At 68.7% G+C, this 22,552-nt stretch carries 27 protein-coding genes and 1 pseudogene; 10 read left to right on the top strand and 18 right to left on the bottom strand.

The window, feature by feature from the left end:
* Positions 1-51: 51 nt before the first annotated feature.
* Positions 52-762 carry a hypothetical protein gene (locus tag ACZ6WH_RS37895; protein ID WP_469734583.1) on the top strand — a complete coding sequence of 237 codons (711 nt, stop codon included), beginning with the start codon at positions 52-54 and terminating at the stop codon, positions 760-762.
* Positions 763-956: 194 nt separating this feature from the next.
* Here the strand turns inward: ACZ6WH_RS37895 and ACZ6WH_RS37890 are convergent, their stop codons facing one another.
* The 3 genes from ACZ6WH_RS37890 to ACZ6WH_RS37880 form a co-directional block, all read right to left on the bottom strand.
* A complete protein-coding gene (locus tag ACZ6WH_RS37890) occupies positions 957-1,295 on the bottom strand; it encodes a hypothetical protein (RefSeq protein ID WP_469734581.1) in 339 nt (112 codons plus the stop codon).
* A gap of 733 nt (positions 1,296-2,028) precedes the next feature.
* Complete coding sequence (locus ACZ6WH_RS37885) at positions 2,029-2,409, bottom strand: PIN domain-containing protein (RefSeq protein ID WP_469734579.1); 381 nt, start codon at positions 2,407-2,409, stop codon at positions 2,029-2,031.
* Positions 2,406-2,663 carry a hypothetical protein gene (locus tag ACZ6WH_RS37880; RefSeq protein WP_469734607.1) on the bottom strand — a complete coding sequence of 86 codons (258 nt, stop codon included), beginning with the start codon at positions 2,661-2,663 and terminating at the stop codon, positions 2,406-2,408. The genes ACZ6WH_RS37885 and ACZ6WH_RS37880 overlap by 4 nt, the downstream gene beginning before the upstream one ends.
* A 234-nt stretch (positions 2,664-2,897) precedes the next feature.
* Here ACZ6WH_RS37880 and ACZ6WH_RS37875 point away from each other — a divergent pair, with 234 nt between their 5' ends.
* From ACZ6WH_RS37875 to ACZ6WH_RS37865, 3 genes are read left to right on the top strand one after another with little or no spacing between them, the layout of a single operon-like run.
* Positions 2,898-3,239 (top strand): hypothetical protein, encoded by a 342-nt coding sequence (locus tag ACZ6WH_RS37875; protein ID WP_469734577.1) that lies wholly within the window; start codon positions 2,898-2,900, stop codon positions 3,237-3,239.
* 2 nt (positions 3,240-3,241) lie between these two features.
* Positions 3,242-3,625: a DUF6233 domain-containing protein gene (locus ACZ6WH_RS37870; protein WP_469734575.1), complete on the top strand. Its 384-nt coding sequence runs from the start codon at positions 3,242-3,244 to the stop codon at positions 3,623-3,625.
* A gap of 51 nt (positions 3,626-3,676) precedes the next feature.
* Positions 3,677-3,898 carry a DUF6207 family protein gene (locus tag ACZ6WH_RS37865; protein ID WP_469734573.1) on the top strand — a complete coding sequence of 74 codons (222 nt, stop codon included), beginning with the start codon at positions 3,677-3,679 and terminating at the stop codon, positions 3,896-3,898.
* 87 nt (positions 3,899-3,985) lie between these two features.
* On the opposite strand, the gene ACZ6WH_RS37860 is transcribed toward ACZ6WH_RS37865, so the two are convergent.
* From ACZ6WH_RS37860 to ACZ6WH_RS37790, 15 genes and pseudogenes are all read right to left on the bottom strand, one after another.
* Positions 3,986-4,591: a hypothetical protein gene (locus ACZ6WH_RS37860; protein WP_469734572.1), complete on the bottom strand. Its 606-nt coding sequence runs from the start codon at positions 4,589-4,591 to the stop codon at positions 3,986-3,988.
* Entirely contained in the window at positions 4,588-5,868 is a 1,281-nt protein-coding gene (locus ACZ6WH_RS37855; protein ID WP_469734570.1) for a DUF7224 domain-containing protein, read from the bottom strand. Before ACZ6WH_RS37855 ends, ACZ6WH_RS37860 begins: the two co-directional genes overlap by 4 nt.
* Positions 5,869-5,872: 4 nt before the next feature.
* Positions 5,873-6,616: an ATP-binding cassette domain-containing protein gene (locus ACZ6WH_RS37850; protein WP_469734568.1), complete on the bottom strand. Its 744-nt coding sequence runs from the start codon at positions 6,614-6,616 to the stop codon at positions 5,873-5,875.
* A gap of 79 nt (positions 6,617-6,695) precedes the next feature.
* On the bottom strand, positions 6,696-7,115 hold the full coding sequence (locus ACZ6WH_RS37845; RefSeq protein WP_469734566.1) for a hypothetical protein: 420 nt from the start codon (positions 7,113-7,115) through the stop codon (positions 6,696-6,698).
* A gap of 998 nt (positions 7,116-8,113) precedes the next feature.
* Positions 8,114-9,247, bottom strand: a complete 1,134-nt coding sequence (locus tag ACZ6WH_RS37840) for a hypothetical protein (protein WP_469734564.1) — start codon at positions 9,245-9,247, stop codon at positions 8,114-8,116.
* Positions 9,244-9,546, bottom strand: a complete 303-nt coding sequence (locus ACZ6WH_RS37835; protein ID WP_469734562.1) for a hypothetical protein — start codon at positions 9,544-9,546, stop codon at positions 9,244-9,246. Before ACZ6WH_RS37835 ends, ACZ6WH_RS37840 begins: the two co-directional genes overlap by 4 nt.
* A gap of 1,103 nt (positions 9,547-10,649) precedes the next feature.
* Positions 10,650-11,690 (bottom strand): hypothetical protein, encoded by a 1,041-nt coding sequence (locus ACZ6WH_RS37830; RefSeq protein WP_469734560.1) that lies wholly within the window; start codon positions 11,688-11,690, stop codon positions 10,650-10,652.
* An 889-nt stretch (positions 11,691-12,579) separates the two neighbouring features.
* Positions 12,580-12,876: a hypothetical protein gene (locus tag ACZ6WH_RS37825; protein ID WP_469734558.1), complete on the bottom strand. Its 297-nt coding sequence runs from the start codon at positions 12,874-12,876 to the stop codon at positions 12,580-12,582.
* A gap of 70 nt (positions 12,877-12,946) precedes the next feature.
* Positions 12,947-14,461, bottom strand: coding sequence for a helix-turn-helix domain-containing protein (locus tag ACZ6WH_RS37820; RefSeq protein ID WP_469734556.1), 1,515 nt, complete (start codon positions 14,459-14,461; stop codon positions 12,947-12,949).
* A gap of 312 nt (positions 14,462-14,773) precedes the next feature.
* Positions 14,774-15,025: a helix-turn-helix domain-containing protein gene (locus tag ACZ6WH_RS37815; protein WP_469734554.1), complete on the bottom strand. Its 252-nt coding sequence runs from the start codon at positions 15,023-15,025 to the stop codon at positions 14,774-14,776.
* Positions 15,026-15,152: 127 nt separating this feature from the next.
* Positions 15,153-15,620: a deaminase gene (locus ACZ6WH_RS37810; protein ID WP_469734552.1), complete on the bottom strand. Its 468-nt coding sequence runs from the start codon at positions 15,618-15,620 to the stop codon at positions 15,153-15,155.
* Positions 15,620-16,300 carry a RibD family protein gene (locus tag ACZ6WH_RS37805; RefSeq protein ID WP_469734550.1) on the bottom strand — a complete coding sequence of 227 codons (681 nt, stop codon included), beginning with the start codon at positions 16,298-16,300 and terminating at the stop codon, positions 15,620-15,622. The genes ACZ6WH_RS37810 and ACZ6WH_RS37805 overlap by 1 nt, the downstream gene beginning before the upstream one ends.
* A complete protein-coding gene (locus tag ACZ6WH_RS37800) occupies positions 16,300-17,190 on the bottom strand; it encodes a DNA-binding protein (protein WP_469734605.1) in 891 nt (296 codons plus the stop codon). The genes ACZ6WH_RS37805 and ACZ6WH_RS37800 overlap by 1 nt, the downstream gene beginning before the upstream one ends.
* A gap of 408 nt (positions 17,191-17,598) precedes the next feature.
* Positions 17,599-17,748 (bottom strand): annotated as a pseudogene (locus ACZ6WH_RS37795) (helix-turn-helix domain-containing protein); the annotation flags it as partial.
* A gap of 121 nt (positions 17,749-17,869) precedes the next feature.
* Positions 17,870-18,631 (bottom strand): GntR family transcriptional regulator, encoded by a 762-nt coding sequence (locus ACZ6WH_RS37790; protein ID WP_469734548.1) that lies wholly within the window; start codon positions 18,629-18,631, stop codon positions 17,870-17,872.
* Between the two features lie 430 nt (positions 18,632-19,061).
* On the opposite strand from ACZ6WH_RS37790, the gene ACZ6WH_RS37785 reads away from it, so the two are divergent.
* The 6 genes from ACZ6WH_RS37785 to ACZ6WH_RS37760 all read left to right on the top strand — a co-directional run bounded on the left by ACZ6WH_RS37785 (position 19,062) and on the right by ACZ6WH_RS37760 (position 22,520).
* Positions 19,062-19,613, top strand: a complete 552-nt coding sequence (locus ACZ6WH_RS37785; RefSeq protein WP_469734546.1) for a hypothetical protein — start codon at positions 19,062-19,064, stop codon at positions 19,611-19,613.
* Between the two features lie 153 nt (positions 19,614-19,766).
* Positions 19,767-20,264 (top strand): RNA polymerase sigma factor, encoded by a 498-nt coding sequence (locus ACZ6WH_RS37780; RefSeq protein WP_469734544.1) that lies wholly within the window; start codon positions 19,767-19,769, stop codon positions 20,262-20,264.
* 141 nt (positions 20,265-20,405) lie between these two features.
* Complete coding sequence (locus ACZ6WH_RS37775) at positions 20,406-20,975, top strand: hypothetical protein (RefSeq protein ID WP_469734542.1); 570 nt, start codon at positions 20,406-20,408, stop codon at positions 20,973-20,975.
* Between the two features lie 2 nt (positions 20,976-20,977).
* Positions 20,978-21,190, top strand: coding sequence for a hypothetical protein (locus tag ACZ6WH_RS37770; RefSeq protein WP_469734540.1), 213 nt, complete (start codon positions 20,978-20,980; stop codon positions 21,188-21,190).
* Between the two features lie 144 nt (positions 21,191-21,334).
* Positions 21,335-22,093 carry a hypothetical protein gene (locus ACZ6WH_RS37765; RefSeq protein ID WP_469734538.1) on the top strand — a complete coding sequence of 253 codons (759 nt, stop codon included), beginning with the start codon at positions 21,335-21,337 and terminating at the stop codon, positions 22,091-22,093.
* Between the two features lie 196 nt (positions 22,094-22,289).
* Complete coding sequence (locus tag ACZ6WH_RS37760) at positions 22,290-22,520, top strand: hypothetical protein (protein WP_469734536.1); 231 nt, start codon at positions 22,290-22,292, stop codon at positions 22,518-22,520.
* The last annotated feature ends 32 nt before the right edge of the window (positions 22,521-22,552 follow it).

The following is a 22,552-nucleotide window of genomic DNA, read 5'->3' as shown; positions in this document are numbered from 1 at the left end:
TCCTCGCAGGCGAAGCAGCACTCCCGTTCGATGAGTGGCTATTCTGCCCTTATGGTGCTGGAGTGGGGAGATGTCGGCAGTTTGACCGGCGGGATAGCGGGTGTCGCCGGCGCCGTCACCGGGATCATCGGCATGTGCCAGGCAAAACGGGCAAACAAGGAAGCGGCGCAGGGCAACCGTCTTGCTCACGACGCCAACAAGATCGCCCGAGACGCCAATCAGCTGGCCGTACGCGCCAATGAGACGAGTGCCGAGTCCAACGAGATCGCCCGCGCGGCGAACGACATCGCTACGGCAGCGAACCAGCTGGCCGAAGATGCCAATGCACTGGCGCAGCAGCAGAACCAGCGCGACGTCGAACAGCATGACGTGCACTGGGAGGGCGGCTGGATCGAGCCAGGCCGCTACCGCTTGATCAAAAAGGGCGACGATGTCGCTTTGAATGTGATCGCCGTGGTCACCGTAGATGACGAAGAGAAGCGGGTAACCAGGCCCCGCGTCGAGTCTTGCGAACCGCTTCTGTTCGATTTCCCCGAGGCCCGCCGGCAGTACGAGGCCGAACAACGCGAGTACGCGGAAGCACAGGCCCGACGCCCCAGCAGCACCTCTTCCTGGCCCTACCAGCCGGCCCGTAGCATCGCCGACGACATACGGCGGCGCAGCCACTTCATCGGCGAGCGCATCCTGTGGAGCACTGAACTCGGCACTCCGAAGGAGCATCAGCAATCGCAGACCATGGCCTCACTGGGCGACTTCGACTGACCGCCGCCAGGCCAGCATCAGATGCCGCTGTCGCCCCCTCGGCCACCAAGGGGCTGACCGTCCTCCCAGCACAGCGAGAGCGATCACGTCTCGATGGGGTGTGAGGCATTCGCTGGTGACACGCCATGTGTCATACGCGCTAGGCTTGTGGTGACTCCTAAAAGTTGACTGTTCCCGCTGGGACCGAGCAACTTTTAGGAATCATCGCGCCGTACCCGGGGTTCGGCGCCGCTCACCCAAAGAGCGACCACGGGGGTGGTTGCCCTGGTGAGCCAGTACGGCCCCGCCCTCCTGGCCGGCTGACGGGGCCGCACGTCTAGCAGGAGTACCGCAATAACGGCCCCGGGCGTTCGCGGCGCCTGGGGCCGCAGCTCTTTGAAGAGCCGCGAGAGCCATTCCACGATCGCGCCGCTCAGGACAGCGACGGTGATGTTCACCGCCGCCTCGCGGGCGATCCGCTTGCGCTCGTCGCTGCGGTCCTCCCGGCCCCGCGGCGATTCTTCGTCATCGCCCTCAGTGCCGGTCGGTTCCATGCCTGTTCCTCCTCTGCTGGTTGATGCACCGGACTGGGACAGCCGCAGGGCAGCCCGATGACTGCCCCTGCGCGGTGCACCGCTACGCAGAGATGAACACGCGTGACTCTACCGGGAGTTGGGAGACCGCCTGACCTGCGAAACTTTGACATTTGCGGGGATTCGTCTGGCCATTCGACAGGCGGCCATCACCGAATGGGCACGTCACGGCTGGTGAGACTTCTGGCAGCTGAGCGGCAGAAGAAACCAGAAAAATGAGGCGATGTGATGTACTGCACATTCCCTGCCTCGCGCGCCCTGAGGCTTCCCACCAGTGCATCAGCCCGAGCCCCACCTTGTGTCACAGGTAGGGACATAACGGAGCCGTAGAAGTGATCTGGGTCAGTGCCTGCGTCGGGCCGGACTGGACCCGTCAGAGATGGCGGTCGATGACCCAAAGTGGTTCCAGTGGCGCGGTGGCGACATCAACGTCTGGAGACCTGAGAGCCCCGAAGCGGGCTGAGCTCACACCAATGCACGGCTGACCGTGCGGGCGGCGACGAGGCACTGAGCTGGGAACGCGATGCGCAAGCCCGCTCCGCCCTCGTCGAGCGGGGCGGGCACGCCGTCGCCGGCCCCGCCCCGCTGCTGATACCCCGAGATCGCAGCCGGGTGGGGTCGCAGCCAGCAAATCGGCGTAGCACTGGCCCTTCCACCATCTGCGGCGTCCGATCCCGCGTGTGCCTCGGCTCCTTCAGGGGGTGAGGTCCAGTACACGTACCGCCTGGCCGTGCCACCGCTCGGGAGCGGTAGTGGCGACGATCGCTCCGTCCGGCCGGTCTGCGGTGGGTTGCGCCGCGTGCTGGGCGTGGGCGACTGCCCAGGTCTCCTGCCGGGCCACGGCCAGGGCAGCGGGAAGGTCGAGGTCGAGCACCGTGACGCCGGGCAATGCGGCGAGGTGCTCGGCTGTACCCGGTCTGGCACGGTCGGCTTCAACCAAGGCGCAGGCAGGGGCGTACAGAAACCAGCCCGCCTCGGTGTGCGCCCGGTGAATCAGCCGGGAGGCGAGCAGATTGCCCTGCCCGGCCGCAGTCATGGCCGTGTCGTCGAAGACGATGTGCATCGCCTCGCTCACCGGCCGGCCGCCTGCGTCAAGCGACGGTCCAGCTCCTCATCCAGGTGCCGCTCTTCGGCAGCGGTCGGGCTGTAGCCATTCCACTTCTGCAGCGCGTTGCGGGCCTGCTCGGCACGTTCCGCTCGCTCCTGGGGGGTGAGCAGGGTGTCGGCGAGGCGGGCAAGGTAGGCCCGAAGCGACAGTCCCTCGCTGGCGGCGATGGCCGCGAGCCGGTCTTTGGCTTCCTCGGGGATGCGGACGTTGGCATCGGACATGGTCACGCCGCCTCCATCTAGCGGGTACGGGTACGTACCCGCACCCTATCGCTCTTCCGCCCGGGGTATGCGCTTCATCTCGTCGCGTACGAACAAGAGCCGAGAACATGCCGCCCGAAGCAGCCAATGACAGCCTCCTTTACTCGCCGGGCAGAGGCGGCCACCGGAGGGGTCATCGCCCGGGGTGCGGCGCGCCTCAGCCGAGCGCGAATCGAACAGGCGTATTATTCGAGAGTGGCCGAGTGCGACTTTCCCGAAGATCTCTGCGCAGCCCAGCTGGAGCTGCACCAGGTGCGTGCCGAGTACGAAGCGTTGGGCAAGTCCCTGCCGTGGTCGACGGTTCCCATGGCCGGCTGGGAGCGCCCGGAGGGGCGTTGGTATCCCCATCGACGCGATGATTCCCCCGGTTACACCCCCGAGCAGCGCGAGCAGCGGCAGCGGCTGGAGCAGCGTCTGCGTGAGCTGACCGCGCAGGTGGGCACGCATCCGTACTGGTCGACCTTGGGCGGCAACGTCGTCGCCGCCCGCAGCGCGCTCAAGCACGTCCACGACGCTTCGGGTACTGACGCGGCGTAGCCATGGATGAGGGGCGGCTGCCGTTGTCGCTCGGCGAGCTGCACGAGCTGCGGGCGCAGCTGGCCGAGGAGCTGGCGGCCGTCGACACCGAGATCACCCGGCGGCAGGGGGAGCAGGACTATGACCAGGACCACGCGGCCGCACCGGCGCCGGCTGACCGCTGGCCGGTGGCCGCACACCCGGGCCGGGTGCGCGGCCGCGGCCCGCAATGGGAAATACACCGCACCACCTGCTGGTCGTACCCGCGGGACGCGGCCACCGTGACCACCGACCAGGCCCGCGCGCTGCTCACCGATCCGCGCTACGGCGCCTGCCCCAGCTGCCGGCCGGCCGCAGACCTTGTCAGCCCGCCCCGTCACCGTACGGCGGCGGCCACGACCGGGTGACAACGGCCCGCAGGGCGAACTGCGCCGCAGCGCGGCGGCGTCTGACGGGCCATGAAGCCGATCTGCCAACACCCGAGCCTGTGCGAGCCGGGCTTCGTCGCCGTCGAGGTGACGGCCGCGGATGAACAGACCGCCGCAGCCGCCGCGCAGGCCGTCAGCGCCCTGTGGTGGTCCAGCGGCCCCTCGGCGCCGTACCGGACGCCCGGCGAGGACGGCGTACGGGTGCGCCTCTACGCCGACGTTCGGCGTCTCCGGGACGGTCACGAGCGATGAGAAGGCCCCGCGCCGGTCTGCCGGCGCAGGGCCTTCCCGCAGTCGAGCACTGACTCGTGCGCGCTCCAGGAGGTGCCCTTTGGCGCGTCAGGCTCCGAGGGCCAGCAGGTTCGCTACCGGCCTGCGCCGCCACAGCAGCAGGAGGCAGCCGACCAGGAGCAGGAAGCCGGCCTCAGCCAGCGCCAGGGCGGAGTGGGCCGGGTGGATCGGCCAGGCCCACGGCTGGGCCGAGCCGCCGGGACGGCGGCCGGCGGCCGCGCACAGCAGCGGAAGGGCGGCAATGGTGATGGCTGCGATGCCGGGGCCGACCAGTGCCCGCAGGATCAGGGCTGCGCCGAGGGACCCGATGCTGTTGCGAGCCATGGACAGGACATCCGGCCGGTCGAAGAGGACATGCACCACGGTCGCCAGCGCGGCGAGAACGACGACGTAGGCCAGGCACAGGGCCAGAGTGCGCGGGCGTGCGGGCCGGACGGCCACCTCTTCGGCCATGACATCGCCCCGTTCGATGCCCCAGAGCAGGACCACGGTGGGCAGCAGGCCGAGGATCTGGCCGAAGAGAAGCGAGCCGGAGGGCCCGATGATGGTCGGCACCGGAATAGCCTCGTCCTGGGCCAGGGCAGCTAGCGCCAGGGTGGCGCACATGGTGGCCAGTACCTGCGGTACGGCCCTGGCCTTCAGCCACCAGATCACTGCGCTCCTCCCGCGGTCCGGCCGGTCAGCTTCAGCTCAGGCTTGGTGGTGCAGTCGTGCAGCGCGGATTCGTTGCGCTGGAACCAGGCACGCTGCTGGGATGCCGGAGCGGCACGGACCCGGGCAGCGAGGGCGGTCTCCTGCTGGCCGTAGCGGCCAGCGACCTCGCTCTTGCTCGCATCGGCGGTCAGGGACAGCCAGGAGGCCAGGGGGCCGAAGGCCACCTCGCCGGGGAAGTCGCCCTTGGCGGCGCAGGCCGGCGGGCTGGCGGGCAGCAGTCCCGCGGCGATGCCGATGCGAACGTTGTCGGCGGTGGCCTGCTCCCAGGAGCCGATGTACTGGGCGCCGTTGCCGGGGTGTTCGGCCATGGTGAGCTTCGCCGGCACGCTCAGCCCGGCCCGCTGCAGGCGGGCTCGGGCGTCGGCGGCGTCACGCTGGATGGTGGGCAGGTCGCTGCTCAGCTCGGGCCAGACGCACACCTGCGGATCGGATCCGCTGCAGGTCAGAGCGGTGGTGGAGCGAGCGTTGGACGGCTCGGCGGGCAGACCGTAGGCCAGGGCGCCGCTGCCCAGCAGCCCGACCGTCAGCAGCCCCGTGACACCGAGGCGCACCGCGCGCTTGCCCGTGGCGGTCAGTGCCAGGGCGGCGGCGAGGACGACGGCCGCCGCGAGAGCGGTGGCGCTGGCCACCGCGCGCCAGCTGAGGGTCTGATCCAGGGAGCAGCAGCCGTTGACGCCACCGGTGACCATGTGGCGCAGCCACAGCGGTTCGAGGGTGGCGGGGTAGGCGGTGAGGACGAAGCTGAGGATCAGGGCGAGCGGGGCGGCGATGACCAGCGGCAGCTTGCGGCCGAGGAGGAAGCCGGCCATGGCGTTGGCCAGGAGGATGACCAGCCACATGGCGGCCACGCCGAGCGGAGGCGTGCCGCCGTCGGGGGCGGCCTCGGTCAGGGTGAAGCCGACCGCGATGGCCATGCCGAGCAGGCCGAGCACGACCACGGGTAGGAGCAGGGGCCAGGCGATGGCCAGGCCACCGCGGGAAGGTGCCCAGGCGGCGACGTTGCCGCGGGCGATGCGGGAGCCTTCCCAGGCGCCGGCGGCGGCGCAGGCGGGGGTGACGAAGGGCAGGGCGAAGGCGGCCGCGCCGAAGACGCTGGGCCAGTAGCCGGCGGTGACGCCGGCCACGAGGTCGTCGCGGAGCAGGAAGGCGACGAAGGCAGCCAGCAGCGGGGCGAGCCAGGCGGCGGAGGAGGAACGCAGGACGGTGCGCCAGCGCATGGCCTCACACCTCCTGTTCGATCAGCTGGGTGTAGGCGCCTTCGGCCCGGCGCGATTCGGGCAGGCCGGGGTGGGCCAGGGCAAGGAAGCCGGCGGTGTCGCCCTGGAAGCGGACCTTGCCGCGGTCCAGGACCACGACGTGGTCGTAGACGGCATCAAGGTCCTCTGTCTGGTGGGTGGAGACCACGACATGGACGTCGGCGAGGAGGTCATCCAGGACCTGGCGGAAGACCTTGCGCTGGGAGGGGTCCAGGCCGGCGGTCGGCTCGTCCAGCAGGACGAGTTCGCTGTGATGAACCAGCGTTCCGGCGATGCCCATGCGGCGCAGCTGGCCGCCGGAGAGCTGGTGGCTCTTGCGGTCGGCGAGGCTGCCGAGCCTGACGCGCTCCAGAGCCGGGGCGGAGCGGTCCCAGGCCTCGCGGCGGGCCATGCCCTTCAACCAGCCGATGTAGGCGACGTTCTCCCGCACCGTCAGGCCCGGCATGGGCTTGATGTGCTGCGGGAGCCAGCCGACAGCTGCGCGGTAGGCGGCGCGGTCGCGGGCGCTGTCCGGCTTGCGGCCGCGCCAGGCGACGGTGCCGCGGGTGGGGCTGAGCCAGGACGCGGCGATGCCCATCATCGTGGACTTGCCGGCACCGTTGGGTCCCAGCAGGACGGTGGCTCTGTGGTCGATGGTCAGGCTGAGCCGGTCCAGAACCGGCACCTTCCGCCCGTACTGGAAGGAGCATCGGGTGAACTGCAGAGACATCTCGTCCTTGCTGGTCGTGGGGGATGGCAAAGCCGGGCGGAAGAGGTTCCGCCCGGCGGTGTTCGTCACTGGTGGTGCGTTACCACTTGATCGTCACGGTCTTGGCGTTGAGGTGGAACGTCCCCGAACCCGACGCACCGTTGATCTTGTCCAGACGGAAGTAGTAGTCGCCCTTGGCGCGGTCCCCCCAGGAGAGGGTGGCGCTGCAGGCGTTGCTCTTCGATCCGTAGTTGGTGTCGGGCCCGAAGGTGTCCTTCCATACAGATATCGCCGCAGACGCCTTGGTTCCCGGCGAGCTCGGGATCGAGCAGCCGGAGAATCTGACGGTGGTGCTGGCGCTGTCCTTGTTGGTGTCGTGCCAGCGGCTGGACTCGTAACCGGTCGCCCAGTTCGAGATGTAGGTGGTCTTGCTGCCCTCGGCGTGAGCCGGGACGACACCGAGCACCATCGTGGCCACTGCGCCGGTCAGCGCAGCACAAGACAGACGCGAGACGCGCATGTCCCCTCCTTGAGATTGACTTCCCCCGCACGCTGGTCAAGCGCGAGCCGATCCTTTCGACTGGGAGCCGTGTGAGGATGCAGTGATCAAGCTGTAGGCAGCAAGTAAAAATCGAACTTTTGCGTCAGTCTTCACGCGTAGATGTGCCCGATTTTTAGCCACTTCGCCGACAAGACGCCACAGCCCGCCAGGAGTTACGACCTGGCACGCTCCTGTCGCATATGGCTGATTCTGTGCGACGCGGCCGGAATCAATAGCGGAAGGGCGCTCGAACTGGTAGCCCCCCGCGCCCTACGAGTCGTCAAAAATTGCACTATTCCGCCGCAGTATCGAGGCGCATTCGCGCAGAGACCTGTACGGAAGGGAGTAGCCCCGCTCTCGTGACCGGCTCGTCCCCATACCCGAAGTGAATTCTCTGGCTGCGCTGCTGGTCGACCAGGGGACGAGCAGAACGGTGCGTGGCCGCATCCAGATGCGGCCACGCACCGTCGGTGAGTACTTCGCCGTCGAACAGCCCCTGCCGGTTGATCCGGCAAATGGCATCATCACCGGTCATGGACACGCTGCCGTTCAACGCGGTGCTGTGCGACTTCGACGGGGCACGCTAGGTCGGCCGCCAGCCCGCGACGAGGCCCGGGACGTCTGCGCGAGGCATGGCGACTCGGCATCGAGCACCAGGTCCAGCTCGCCACCCTGGCCGGCGCCGGCCTGCTCGACAACGACATCCCGCGCACCGGATGGGAACCGAGCTGCTGCGCGCCCTGGACCGCGTCGTGCACCTCACTCCTCCGTAGACCTATTGGGGCCAACAGGGCCAACGAAACCTCTTCCCGGGCGCCCGACGCGCCCGCTACTCGCGGACGTATCGGGTGCTGCATTTCGGGACCCACAGTTCAGGTCCACGTGGCCCTGTTAGGCCCACAGGGCCAATTGCTACGCCCTCCTGCTGTGTGGTGTGGGGCCGGCGGCTCGCTTGCGGGCCCGCACGCCGCGGTAGGTCACCGCCGGGCAGCCCGACGGGTGCGTCCCCGGCGCCAAGACCGCCGAGCGGGTGGCGATGGAAGACGGCGACCGGTGGAGGACCGAGGCAGCGGCGGACCGCATTGCGGGGACGGTGCCTGTTCCCAGAGCCGGGCCCGTGCGGGAAGAACGGGCAGTGGCGCCCAGGCCCGCGACGCTGCTTGCTGCATTGGCCTGGGCTGGGGCAGCTGGCTGTGCAGGGGGCTGGTGAGGCTTTGCTGGAGAGGTACCCGCACCGAAGCCTCTTCCCTGAGCTGCTCCAGGGCGTTCGTGTAGGGGTCGTACAGATGCGCTCGCAGGCCTGCCCGCGAGTTGAGTCGCATGAGGAGGCGGGCGCCGATACCGAACCGACCGATCTGGCCGGGCTGCCTGCTGAGCGAGAACGTGGTGTCCTGCATGTACGTAAGCACTGTGTACGCCAACGTCTTGCTCGCCTCGGTGCTGCGGAAGGTCGCCAGCGACTCGGGCTGAGCTGCAGGGTGCGGCCGTCCGTAGCGCAGACGCATGTCCAGGCGGTGCTGGAGGGACTCCGCGTATGGAGGAGGGGCGCTGCGGGGTGTGGGCAGTTCCGGCAGGGGCGCGGAGTAGTCCTGCCACCGGTACTTGCGCTGCTTCGGCAGTTGTGTGGGCCTGGCGCTCCGCCGGGTGCGAAGTGGCCCCGCTGCGGCACGCTTGCGTGCCCGGTGTGCGGCCACTCGGCAGCGGACCGAGCAGAATTCGCGGGTGCGGCCGACGGCGGCCTGGGTGAAGGGGGGCGCGGTGCAGCCGGGGCCCGCGCATCGGTGCACCGGCAACTCCTCGGCCGTTTGCCAGACCTCGGGGGAGTGCCGCGGACCGTGCCGGTCGCGGAGTTCCTGACGTAGTTGGTCGGCGTGCTCAGAGGTGCGCAGCCGGTGCAGCAGGTGGGAGATCAGCTTCTCCACGGACTCAACGGCCAGACCGTTGTGACGCGCCAGCTGATCAAGCGGGACGCCGTGGAGGTGGTCGAGCAGTACCTTCCGCTCGCCGGGCTTGAGTAGCCGGCGCAGCTCGCGCCCGAGGAGGTCTTCACCGGCGTGCCGGCCCACCGGGTCCGCATCGGGCCCGTAGCCGATCTTGTGCTGTTGTTTCACTGCCCCGCCCCTTCTGCCCCCGGTGCCGTGCTCCCCGGCGTACCACTGTCGGCGGGCGGAAGTTCACCAACGCCCGCGCCGGAGGCGCCCGGCAAAATCCTTCGCGCCCACAGCTTCAGCGAGCCGAGCAGGCCCGTGAGCGTCCTCCCACTGGTCTCCAGCATCCCCGGAACGTCCTCCGGGCGGGCACGGTCCATGGCCTGCTCGGTGATGCGCCGGTGGCTCACGATGGCCAGGCAGCACACACCAGCGGCAGCCAGGAACAGCACGCCTACCAACGCCAGCACAGGGTTCGACACGACTCCTCCGTCCAAAAACACCGATGGCCCCCGACACCGGCGGTGTCGGGGGCCATCGGAAACAAAAAAGCCCCGCGGAGAGCGGGGCGGTGGTCAGGCACACGTGTCCTAACCGGGTCTCAACATAGCGATTTCACGGCGCTCCCGGATGTAATTCGCCGCAGTGGAAGGTGTTTCTGCAGGTCAGAGAGGTTTAATTCGCCGGGCGGAGCAGCGCGGACTTAGATCGGTTTCGTTACAGGCCTCGTGTGGAGACGTTCGTGCCGGCGCACGTGCACGCCGGCAGAGGACGCCCTGGGCGCTTCAGACGCGCGGCGTACAACTGCCCCTGTTGGGCCTAACGGGGTCAGACATCCCCGGCCTGCGTGCCGGCGGACCGGGGTGACGACAGCATGCCGACGGGGGCAGGTATCAGCCTTGGGCGTGTTCGTTTCGTAGTAGCTGAACCACTCTCCCGAGAGGACCTTGCAACCGGGGCCTGTCTCGGCCGGTGTCCGCGACTCGGCGAGGAGCACTTCGTTGCGGGTGGAGCAGCCGTCGTGGTCTTCGTCGATCCAGTGCTTGAAGGAGGTGCGCTGGTAGCCGTCCCGGTTCTCCGCGGCAAGCGGCAGTGCCTCCGCCCCGGCGGCGAGTGTCATCGACTCGCGTGCGTGACCTTGGGCGGGGGCGGGGGCGGCGGTGAGCAGGGGCAGAGTCGCAAGGGCGGCGCCAGCAAGGGCCCGGAGTGTCGTCTTGAGCACTATCTGTTGATAGCGGCCCCGAGCGCGGCGTCAGCGTTGAAACCACCTATGCGAAGGAAGCCGTCAGGCTGGACGCTCGGGCCAGCAGCGGAGCTGCCGGAGTCCTCCTGCTTGCCGGCCACGGTGGCGAACTTTGGTGGCGTGGCATGCGGGCCTGCAGCTCAGCAGCAATTGACCCTATTAGGTCTAACGGATCTATCTCGTTGTCCGCAGGCGCGCGAGGAGAGGGCGTCCGCTGCCCGCCGACCTGGAGTCAACTGCCCAACGGACCAAGTAGAACGGGCCCAGGTGCCTGGGAGCCCCGCGGGCACCTGAGCCGGGCGGCGGGGCGACTTGGACGGCAGGCCCGCGGTGCGGCTCTGGTCACCGGGTGGCTGCTCTGCTCAGCTGGCGCTGCTTCAGGTCGTGCTGGCGCAGGGTAAGTTCCTTCATGGTCTTCTCCAGCGCGTCCGCGTGGAGCCCTTCGTCGACCATTTGGTAGCGGTCCGGCCTGTAGAGGAACGAGGGTTTCTGGGCGCCGGATGCCGCGGCAGGACGTACGGTCACGGGCACGACGATCTGTGGCTGCACCGTACGGATGAGGCCGAGGTCCCGCAGCGTGTTGCACGAGTCCTCGTAGGAATCGCGGAGCAGCCCGAACTCCTCCTCCCTCCGCTTCGCGTACAGGTAGACCCCTGCGGCCTCATGCGAGCCGGGGTAGGCCTGGCTGAGTTCCTGCAGCGCGAGCCAGGTGACCATCTCAGCCGGGGTCAGCACGTGCACCCACCCGCGTAGGAAGAAGTCGAGCGGGATCTCGGTGGCCGTCGTGGTCTCGGCGCGGGAGGGAACGCTGTAGTGCTCCGGCGTGTGCAGGCGGCCGCGGCCACTCTCCCGCAGCAGCCGGAAGTCCGCGTAGTGCCGAGTCCGCCCGTTCGCCTTGCGCGGCACCTCCACCAGGGCCTGTTCGCCGTCGATGCCGATGTCCTCCAGGGTGCGCAGCGCGCCCTGGAGCTGCCGCAGGCGGCTGGTCTCCGCGTCCCGGGACTGCTTCGTCTCGCGCAGGTAGGTGTCCGTCGTACTGCTGTAGGCGGCGTCGATAGCGACGAAGTTGGTCCAACCCTGCGGGCCTTGCAAAGGGCGCGTCGCCGACCACTGCTTCCCCGGGGCGAGGCGGCAGTGGGCCTCGAAAACCGCGATCAGGTAGAACCTCAGCGCGATGCCTCGCGGATTGAGCAGCCTCGTCACGGGCGCCGGAACAGCCCCGTCCGACGAGAACAGCTGGGTGCGCACCCCGATCTCCGTCGGCTGCCTGCCGCTCTCCCAGGCATCCTGCAGGGCAGCGTTCGCCCGTTCGATCTCCTTGGTGTCCTTGAGCCGCTTGAGGCGCCGGTGCCGTCGCTCCACTGCTTCCAGGTCCCCCGTCATCGCAGTCACTGCTCCCAGTCACGTTTTGCTCTCAACGCTTTGATCCCCGCATAAGAAACTACTAACTGTCTAGTCAAAGTTATGTGCGGATCAAAGCGTTTCCAGATGCCTGTGACGACCCCTCAGGAGCATCAGAGAATGGAGATAGGGCCCGGAACTTCGGGCTCAGCGGCCAGCCGTTCGCCGAGAACGCGAACGGCCCCGGATGCCCCCGGGGCCGCTTCAGCTATCGCCTGCAGATTGGAATCCGCTTTGGCCAATGTACGACGTAACTCTGCAAACAACACCCCCGCCCCGGAGCGGTTGCCGCTCCGCTGGGGAGTGATCCTCACCGCGGCCGCCTTGGCAGCTGCGGTCGTCTTCGCCGTCGGCGGGCCGCTGCCTGCCCTTGCCGCCTTCGGCACGGCGGTTGGCACGCTGCACGCTGTGATGGCCTAGCGGCCGTCTGTCCCCGGCACTACGGTGCCGGGGACAGACGTGCCCCCACCCGGTGCCGACCGCTGATAGGCGCCAGCTCCACGCCCTGCGTCTGACATGGCGAAGGCCCCGCCCGGATAACCGGTCGGGGCCTTCGTTGCGTCCCGCCACCCGTGACGGACGCGCGGGCCGACCGCGCTCAACGACCGGCCCATTTGTGAGCTTTCTGTGCAGCATCCATCCGCAGCCAGGTCCACAGCAGCCCCTGACCACCGCGCCGGCCGGTGAAAACTCGCCTCCCGGCGCGTAAGGGGATTTCCGTAGCCGCGTCTTCCCGGCCACGAACACCGCCCGCCAAGATCGCTTGCGTGGGGCGCTGAGGGCCTCCCGTACGGCCCGCCAGGGTGCTTGCCGCCGGGGAGGCGCGAGGCACTCAGAGCGGCCTCCAGGGGCCCGGATGCCCCCGGAGCGATCACTGATCGGGTGCGTCAGCAATGTCCAACCGGGAAGCAACAGCACGGGCGCCGGCTTTGGCGAGCGAGGCGTAGCTCGCGGCGAGGTCGAGGTGTACTCGCTCCAGTTCGTCTTCGTAGAGGCCCGGGGAGACCTCCTCCAGATGACGGTCTGCAGCGCTGATCAGCTCAAAGACAACTGCGATATCCGTGGCCGGCGCGGCTTCGGTCTGGCCGCGTGCCATGAGCGCGCGGCTGATCTGCTCGGCCTCTTTCTTCACCGCGGCGAGGTTTTCGGGTGTCTTCCGGAACGTCACGTGTCCCTCCAGAGGGCGGGGCGTCGGTGCGGGCTGGTGGACTGCAGGTCCGCCGCTACAGCTACAACCGTCAGGTCTGGGCGTACGCAGCGAGCTCGGGGTGCTGGCGGAGCAGTTCCTCGCGAAGGCGCTGCTGCTCCTCGGCGACAGCCTGCTGCTGGTCCTCACGCCCGGCGGTCGCGTGGCGATCGGCGGCCTCACGCTCCCGTACCTCGTGCTCGGCGTAGGCCGCCTCCAAGATCAGCGCCCAGTTCCGGGCCTCGGCCTCGGCTTCGTCGGCCGCCAACTTGGCAGCGAGCTGACCGGTCGCTGCCTGCAGCTCTTCGCGGCAGGACCGGCACAGTCCGTCCTGGGGACGCTCGCCCTTGCCGGGCTTCTCGCAGTCCGGGTTCTCGCACACCCACCACGCCTGAGCCGGCTGGTCCTCCCGGGGGCCAGGAACGCGGCCCTGACGCCGGTCGGCTTTGCGGTCGATCCGGCGCTGGGCGCACTTCGCGCAGGCGTCACCGGTGTGGATCGTGATCCCGTCCTCGCACATCGGGTCCGGGCAGTCCGTGGACGGGCGTACCAGGCCGACTGCAACACCGACTGGTGAACTGAGGCCCTTGCCGCCGGGCAGCACGTCGGCTGCATAGCCGTGCGCCGTCCAGCGCCGGCGAACCCTCTCGGCGACCTGATCCGCGCTGCGGCCGCCGTCCAGGGCGTCGAGGATCGCGTCCCGCAGCACCTCCGGCCGGTACTTCGGCAGCAGTGCCGCCAGCTCGGCAGGCCAGGCGGCCTCCACCGTCGCCACTGCCGCGGCCTGCTCCCGAGTCATCCGGACCCGCGCCTTGTCGGCGTTTCCTGCACGGGAGGACTTCTTCGGCGCCTTGGCGCCGCCGGACGCGGCGGAGCCGCTCTTCGCCTCGCGCGCGCTACTACCCGCACTAGCCCTACGGGCGTCACCAGCGGCTCGCGCCGCAGGCGCTTTTGAGGGTTCGGTCGTGGGGGTTACTTCTGTGGGTTCAAGGGGTGACACCGGTGACACCGGGGGGGGTGACATGAGCGTCACCGGGGGGGGTGACATGGGCGTCACCCCCTGCTGACCTGCGGAAATAGCCGAGTTAACGTCAGTGGCCTTTTCGTGCTTCCGGGGCGACACGGATGTCACCCCGGCCTGACCTGCGGAAACGATCGAGTTAAGCCCCAGGGCTGCAGCAGCTGCCGTACCGGGCCGGAAGGCACCCTCGCGGGGCGGCTCCGCCCACTGCTGCTCGCGCTTCTGCTTCGGCGTCACGATGGTCTCGAACGGGATCCCCGTGCCCGCGTAGTCGTCCCAGGGGCCATGCAGGAAGTACCGACTGGACGCCGTCGAACCGTCCGGCCGCAGACGCTCCTTGTCAGAGATCAGCGTCATTTCCCGCAGCTTCGCCAGATGCCGCTGAACCGTCCGCTCACTCGTCTCCGCCTCGGCAGCCAGGAGAGGGACGGAGGGGAAACAGGAGAAGCGCTCATCGCAGCGGTCCGCGAGGCGAAGCAAGATGAATTTGCGTGTGGTGTCGCCGACCTTGAGCGTGGCGACATAGGCCTGGGCTTCGTTGCTCATCGGGTCACCCCCGTCGCGCCGAGGTCGGCGGGAGGCGGTGCGGGCCGGGGGGAATGCGGGTACATCGGTGGATCTCCCCTGAGTAGGGGAGCCGCGAGCAGACGACCGGCCAAAATGCGGACAAAAGGCGACCGCTGCTGGTCATCTTGACGAGGTTGCCTATCCTGGGGGTAGGTGACCACGCGGACCGACGGTCCACGGGCATCACCCGGCAGTCGAGGTCACCTCGCTGCTCACGACTCGGAGCTTGCCGGCTGGAGTCGATTGCAAGGGACCGGTCCTCGTTGTGGCGACGAGGACCGGTCTATTTTTCTATGTGGCGTGTGCTGGTGTTGCAGCTTCGGGATGCTTCTCGGCGAGCCCCTGGAGCAAGCGCAGATAGCGAGCGCGATGTCGAGCGTGTGGTTCAGCTCGACCTGTCTCCCACCGCTGGAAGGCAACGCGAGTTACGCCGATAGCCTCGGCCGCCTCGGCCTGAGTCAACCTATCCGCCCTGCGCAGGGCTGCGCGGACTACCGGGGGCGGTAGCTCAGGGCGTGCCAGGAGGGCGTCAATGTCATCCACTGGTGCTCACCTCTCCATCGTTCCTGGGCCTTTGAGAAGTTGATCAATACTCGCGAAACTATACATGCAAGTTGGCTTTGAGTGGGGGAAAGTCGGGCGTGTTGGCTCAAGTTCCGTGCAGTCTCGGTCACGAGAGCTTTCCCAGGTGAGAATTGGGCGCCTTCGCAGCTGAAGCGAGTTCAGACAGCTCTACGACGGAGACCCCACCCTCGACCAACTGCTCGTAGCCGACGCAGTCGTCGACGAAGAGGCTCGGCTCGCGCCACGCGATGACGACACGCGGGATGCCGGCGGCGAGGATCAGCTGCGCACATGGCGTCGGGGATGACCGCCGTTGGGAGCAGGGCTCCAGCGTGCTGTAGATCGTCGCTCCGGCCAGGCGCACGTCATCATCGGGCAGCTTGGCGAGCGCTGCCTCCTCCGCGTGCTCATGCGGATTCGTCTCCCGGGAGTAGCCGGCCGCCAGCTCGGTGCCGTCCTCGCCGACGATGACCGCGCCGACCGAGTAGGCGCCCGGAGCTGGAGGGCACAGCGCGGCGAGGTCGATCGCGCGCTGCATCCAGCGCAGGTCCTGGTCTCGGCCGGGTGCGTACATCAGGCGCGCTCCTTCGGTGCGTAGCGGAGGAGCACGACATCGCCGACCGTGCGGGCTTCCAGCAAACGCATCCGGGCGGTCGTCCCGCCCGGGTAATCGGCAGCGCTCAGGAACTTCGGGGCGTCGGCCTGGCCGACCAGGAGCGGCGCGACGGCGAGGTGGACCTCGTCAGCCAGGTTCTGGGCCATGAGCTGGGTGTGGATCGTGCCGCCGCCTTCAACCATGAGCTGGACGATGCCGCGGCGGCCGAGCTCATCGAGGACCAGGCCCCAGTCGAGCTCCGGCCCGACGCTGACGACATCGGCCAGGTCACCGAGCGTCGCGCGGACCTTCGCCACCGCGTCGTCCACGGTGAAGACCAGCTTCTCGCCGCCGTGGTGCCAGAACTTGAGGTCGGCGGCGAGGTCTCCGGACTTGGTGACGGTGACCTTGAGCGGGTACGGCGGCTTGCCGTCGGCCACCCGCTTTGCGCGCCGCTCAGGGCTGTTCACCAGCAGGCGGGGGTTGTCTTTCCGCATGGTGGTGGCGCCGATCAGGATGGCGTCGGAATCCGCGCGGACCTGGTCCACTCGGTCGAAGTCCGCTTCGTTGGACAGGAGCAGCCGCTTGGGGCTGGTGTCGTCCAGGTGGCCGTCGACCGACATGGCGGCAGACAGCACGACGTAGGGGCGGGCGGTCATCAGGTCAGTTCCGTTTCAGTCTCGTGAGCGAGGTTGGCGTCGAAGGCGTTGCGGAATTCTTCGACCTCCGCAACGCGCTGCCAGGGAATCAGGGCCTTATCGAGCTGGGCGAGCGCGGTCGTGATCCGGCCGGAGCCGGTGTCCTCCGCGACGGTCAAGGCGTGCATGCCGATCGACGCGGCCTGCTCCGGGGCCCGGGCATCAGCTAAGGCCACTGCCTGCCGTGCCATGTAGACGCCGCGGTCGCGGTGGTAGTCATCCGGCATCATCCGGATCGCGGAGGCGAACGAGTCCGCCGCCTGGTCGTGCTTTCCGAGGACCTGCAGACCTTGGGCACGGTGGGTCTCCACGTAGGCCGCGTTCAGCCACACACCCCACGGGGTGGGATCGGCGAGCGCGCCATCGAGGGCGTTGCGCACGCCGTCGATGGCGCGCTCGCTCTCGTCTGCGTCACCGCGCAGCGCATGCCCATACGCCTCGTAGGTGCGCGCGACGGCGGCGAGCCGGCTACGCGGCCGCGCCATGCGCTGGGCGGCTTCGGCGAGGTCCACTACGTCGACCAAATCCGCCGTGTCGCCCGCGAGCTGGGCCTTACGAGCCATGACGTACGCGCTCAGGTCGTCATCCCCGACGGTGGTGGACCACTGCATTGCCCGGTCCAGCCAGTACGACGCGGCCTGCGGCTGGCCCAGGTCCTGGTAAAGCCAGGAGAGGAACTCTCCGTACTGAGTTTGGAGCTCCATCAAGTGGCGCCGGTCGGTGCCTTTTGCGTCCCGCCGCAGTTCCTGGATGACCTCGATGTGGTCCCGTACCGCACTGACCGCGCGTCGGGGCCCGAGCAGGTTGTCGGTGTCGATGAGCAGACGTCGAGTGCGGCGCAGGTACTCCACTGGCGTCGACCCGTATGCCGACGCTGCCCGGGCCTTGCGAACCAGTCCTGGAACAGCGCCCGAGTCCGCAGCCGCCGGCGTTCCCATGCCGATTGCGGCAGCAGCCCCGAGTCCGACTCCACTGCGCAGAAGTGCACGCCTATTGAGCGCCACCCAAACCACCGACCCATCTGCTAGACGACCAGGAACGGAGATCCCTTCATCGTCCGACGCTGCCTGCTCGGACAGGGCCGTCGCCAGGTCCAACGATGGTTTGGATACATGGGGCGCCGATCTGGATACATGGGAACGCCTGGATACATCCCTCTCACCGATTCGCTCCCAGAGCTCGATCAGCTCGTAACGGCCATCGAGCACGTCGTCCAAGACCTCAGCGTCAGCACGCCGAGGGACCCTCTCTCCCTGTTCGAGTTTGGCGAGCTGAGAGTGGCTGATGAAGGTCTTCTCCGCGAGGCCGCGCAGGCTGAGGCCACGCTGGGTACGGAGCTCGCGAACCTTCCACCCCCAGTGATGCAGGGGCGACTTTTCTGGTGTCAGGACCTTTGGTCGCTGCCCCATTTCACCTCCTTCTCATGTCTCCATGTAGCCATTCTCTCCGGCTACATGTCAGCCCTAGAACCGGCTCCCGAATCTGTCGTAGAAATCAATCACCAGCGAAAACGACCGTAGTCAGGGGGCATCAGTGAGCGTCGAATTCGTAGTCGAGTACGTATGCGGCAGCATCGAGGGTCATCTCGTTCACTTCGACAGCGCGTCCTTCGGCGTCGAAAGCCGTCCGAACCAACTTGAGAACAGAGCGGTCGGCAGGAATCGCGAGCCGAGCGGCTTCCTCTCCCGAGGGCATTCGGCTGCGGATTTCCTCGCGGAAGCGCACCGGTGCGTGGCCCAGATCGGCCAGCCGGGCGTAGATGCCGCCGGGGCCAGTTTCCGCCTGCGTGATGGCGGAACCAGCGACCAGCTCTTGGGGCAGGTAGGACGTAGCGAGCATGACGGGGCGCTCGTCCATGACGTAGCGCCGACCGCGCACGCATACGGTGGCGTGGTCGCCGAGGTCGAGGACGCGCCGGATGTGGTCCGGTGGGACAGTCCCCTCTTCCACGACGACTTGGTCGACAGCGGGAGCTCGGTCATCGTCGGCGGACCAGATCGTCTGGCCGGTTCCCCATTGGTCGCGGGAGAGGCGAGGGATGCCGCGCCGGCGGATCGGGCGGAACGACTGGACGAAGACCCCGGAGCCCTTGCGCGACTCCACAAGTCCTTCGCCTCGGAGGACTCCGAGGGCCTGACGAGCAGTCAGGGGGGCGACGCCGAAGTTCTGTGCCAGGGCGTTCTCGCCGGGCAGCCGGTCTCCTGCTCGGTACTCGCCGCTCTCGATTGCTGTCCGCAACGCGTCCGCGATCTGTACGTATTTGCGTTGCTTCGGCCTTGGGTCGGGGGTCATGGATCTCCCTATCTCTCTATAGAGCAGATCCTACGGGCGTAGAGGGGTGGCCGTCACCTCCCCTCGCGGAATGGTCCGCTCCACGGGCTTCTCTATATAGAAGTCTTGACTTCACTATAGAGATCCTGCTTCACTGAGATCGCTCAGCACGAGGGCGCGCACGGCGACTCGCCAGTTGCTTCGCGCTCCTCTCAATACTGACGCAGCCGGGTCTTGGCCCGAATCCAACTTCATACGTCTGGCTGCCCGTTGCTTACAGGCCGGCCGGGGTGACGAGATCGACGCGGTCCCTCGGAGAACAGCCAGGTGCGCCACCCCGTATCACTGCAGCCGCTGTGCTGCCCGCCGGTCAGGACCTGCCCCTTACGAGGCGGTCGCCTGGCCGAAGGAGAGCACAGCCGCATGACTCCGATGACTCTTGGGAGACCTGATGCGTCATAACGGGCGTACCCCCCTGCTGGCCAGCGAGATGCGGCCTGAGCACCTGTCCCTCCGCGATGGCGAGCCCCGCCTCGTGGTCTGCCCCGACTGTCACACCTGGCACCGCCTTCAGCGCTCGATGATCCTGCCGCACCGCGCTCCCGACGCTGTCCGCGTCACCGAGCCCCGCCGTTACCACGGCGACAAGCCGTCCGGTGGCCGCCGCTGCCCCGGCAGCGCGCAGCGGATCACCGTCGACCTCACGCCCGAGCAGTGGGGCGAGCGGCTGCTCGCTGCCGACAGCACGGCCGCTGGTCGCCGTTCGACCCGTGTCACCCGCAAGCCGCGCACCGCGGCCGCGCCCGCCGTCGTCCACATCGCCGCGCAGAAGCAGGCGGAGGACCGGGCCCCGTGGCTGTTGCGGGAGATGAAGTGGGCGTCGACGGCGCCGGCGGTGCGCGAGGCCGACCTCCGGCGTGCGCAGCGACCCGCCGGTGACGCCCCGCTCGACAGCCCCCCGGTCCCGATGACCACGCTCCGCCCCAAGCAGCCCGCTTGCTGAACCACATACAACCGACGAACGACCGAGGCCGCCGCCATCCCGTCCGGGATGGCGGCGGCCTCGGCTGCTCGTACCGCAGCCGAACGAGAACGCCCCCGGCGCTGACATCGCCGGGGCCAGCCGCTCATCCCCTGAATGCCCAGAGGAGACGACATGTCCAGCGTACGCAGCCGCACCCTCCGATTCGCCCCGCGCCGCTACTCGGCCGCCGAGCAGCTGGTCATCGACCACCAGGCGCAGCTCGTGAACTTCATCGCCGACTGCGCCGGCGTCGATCCTCACACCGTGGAGGACCTCGCGCAGGAGACCTGGCTGGCTGTTCTCGAAGAGGGCCTGCCCACGCCGCTGGCCGGGGACGAGGGTCTGCCGCTGGTCCTGCGCCGCGCCGCCCGAGACGTGATCTACCGCCACCTCACCGGCGGCTCCGCGCTGTGGCCCGAGGCGCCGGTTGAGTCGCCCGCGATCGAGGCTGATTGGCTGCCGCTGACGCAGCTGCTCGGTCACAGCAGCGGCTGGCCCGACCGCTGGCACCAGGTCCTGGCTGAGCATGGCCAGGCCGCGCTGCTGCGGCAGGCCGCCGCCGACATGGCCCCGCCGCCCGCCGCCGCGCGCTTCATCCCGGCCGAGACCGTGCTGCCGGCCGCTGCCTGACGAGCCGCCACGGGCGCCGCCACCCACCCCACCACAGAGGGGTGGCGGCGTCCGCGGCTGCTCATCCGTGCAGCCGAACGGCGACAGCCCCCGGGGGCGACCGAGGGCTGTCAGTACCAGGACCTGATCTAGGAGGACCTGATGAGCACGATCATTGCAGACCGGCCGCGCGCCGGTCTCACCGACGTCGCCGACGACATCGAAGACTGGGACAACAAGCGCGGCCCCGAAGCCGACGACCAGTTCACCGCGCTCGTCGCGCACCTGGTCGCTGACGGCGACCGTCGCGCCCTGACCGCCGATCGGCGCGTCCCGGTGGCGGAGATGCGCGGCCGCCAGCGTGCGGTGGCGCAGGTCTGCTGCGGCCGTTCGATGGAACAGGACGGCACCCAGCTCGTGTGCCGCACGTGCGGCGCCTGGATCGACCCTGGCACGACGGCTGCGGTGATGGGCGGCGAGCAGGACCACCAGCCCGAGCCGCAGCGCCGTGAGCAGGAATGGATCCTCGACCACCACCGTGCTGCTGCGGCCGCCGATGACGCGTGCCCGCTGTGCGGGTACTGGACGTGCCGCTGCCACGAGTTCGGTTCCGTCCAGTGGAGCGGGAGCGGTGCGCAGGCGATGACAGACGCCGAGCGCGAGGAACTGTCGGACAAGAACCGGCAGAAGAACGAACAGTCGAGCGGAAGCGACTACGGCAAGAACGGCTGACCGTGTCACTGCCTCACGACATACGACGGGCCCGTGCCGCCCAGCACGATGCGGCGCGGGCCGTCGCACGCCACGGGCTCAAGCACCCCTTGGCCCGCGCCCTCCTGACCGTCGCGGCTCTCGCGGCCGCGGCGGCCTGGGAGGCCGGCCACCACGTACATGAGCTGCACCGCACCTCGGTTCGGGCGGATCCGCCCGAACCGACGGGCCGCTGACCAGCACCCGTGATGAAACGCCTGATGAGGGGCTTGGCGCTTCTCGCCGACCGGCGAGAAGCGTTGCCGCCCCTGCCCGCTTGTGGCGGACCCGCCACAAGCGACGTGCCCCTGACCAGCATCGAATCTCGCAAGGAGAGCAGTATGCCGCTCGACACCAGCTTCCAGATCACCCCGGCCGAGCAGACGGAGATCTACTCCCGCATCGAGGCGTACTACCCGTCGCAGCTGACGCGGATCGAACCCAACCCGAGTGGCTGGGGGCTGCGCTTTGAGTTCAGGCCGTTCACCGGCCGGGAGGCGGAGCCGACCAAGCCCCAGGCCTACTACGACGACCCGCGCCTTACTTACGTCCGCGAAGACGAGGACCAGACGGAGCACGTGCTGCGGCTGAAGGCGCAGTACGTCCTGTGCGACCTGTACGACGCGGCGCGTGAGCAGTGGAAGATCGCCTCCTACGTCAGGGACTTGAAGTCCGTGATCGGGGATGCTCCGCAGCGCTGGAAGACCTACCAGCACGAGGCCAAGGCCCTGGACGCGGCGTATGACTACCTGCGCACCCCGGAGGCCGCGCGGGAGTGGCCGGCGGCGCTCTCCCGCCTGATCGACGCCCAGGACCGCACCAAGGCCGCCGCCGAGGCGTTCGATGCCCGGGCGGAGCGAATCGCCGAGGTCCACGACCGGCACCTCTACGCCGAGATGAGCCACAACGAGGCGCTGGAGGCGGCCGGCATCCCCGAGGCCAGGAACTGGCACATCGCCGACGCCAGCGACTACGGCAAGCGCCACTACTACAGCGACGTGGACACCTATCTGCCGCTTGAGGAGCAGGTGCGTCGCCTGGTCGAGCGGCAGGACGCCCACGTCGCCAAGGTCGGCCGGCTCTCCGGCACGACCGGCTGACCTGACGGTCGTCCCGCCCGGCGGGCAGCGGTTCGAATCCGTTTCCCGCCTCCCGGCACGCCCCGGCAGCGGCGTACCGCCGTGCGGGCTGCTGCCCAGCGCGGCTGGCGCAAGCCCTGCACGCTGAGCGGCCAAACCCCCTTGAGACCAAGACAGACAGGACCCCGTGATCAAGAAGCTGCGACACCGTCGCCTGATGACCATCGCCTCCCGGCTCGTCTTCGACGCCGAGGACAAGCGCGGCGGCGTGGAGAGCGTGACGGTCGACGACCTGATCAGCGCCGTGTTCGGCCGGACGGGAGAGCACATCGAGCCGGAGGAAGCCATCCACTTCCTCGCGGCCGCACTCGTCGGCCGCCGCCACTCCCCCCAGCACCTGCGGCAGGCCGTCGATCGCCGTGCCGCCCAGAACTCCGCCACCGCCTGACGGCCGCACGCCGCCCGGCCCGGAACAAATAA

Source organism: Streptomyces sp. NPDC050806, from assembly GCF_055586425.1.
This window is presented reverse-complemented; position numbering and strand designations above follow the sequence as displayed.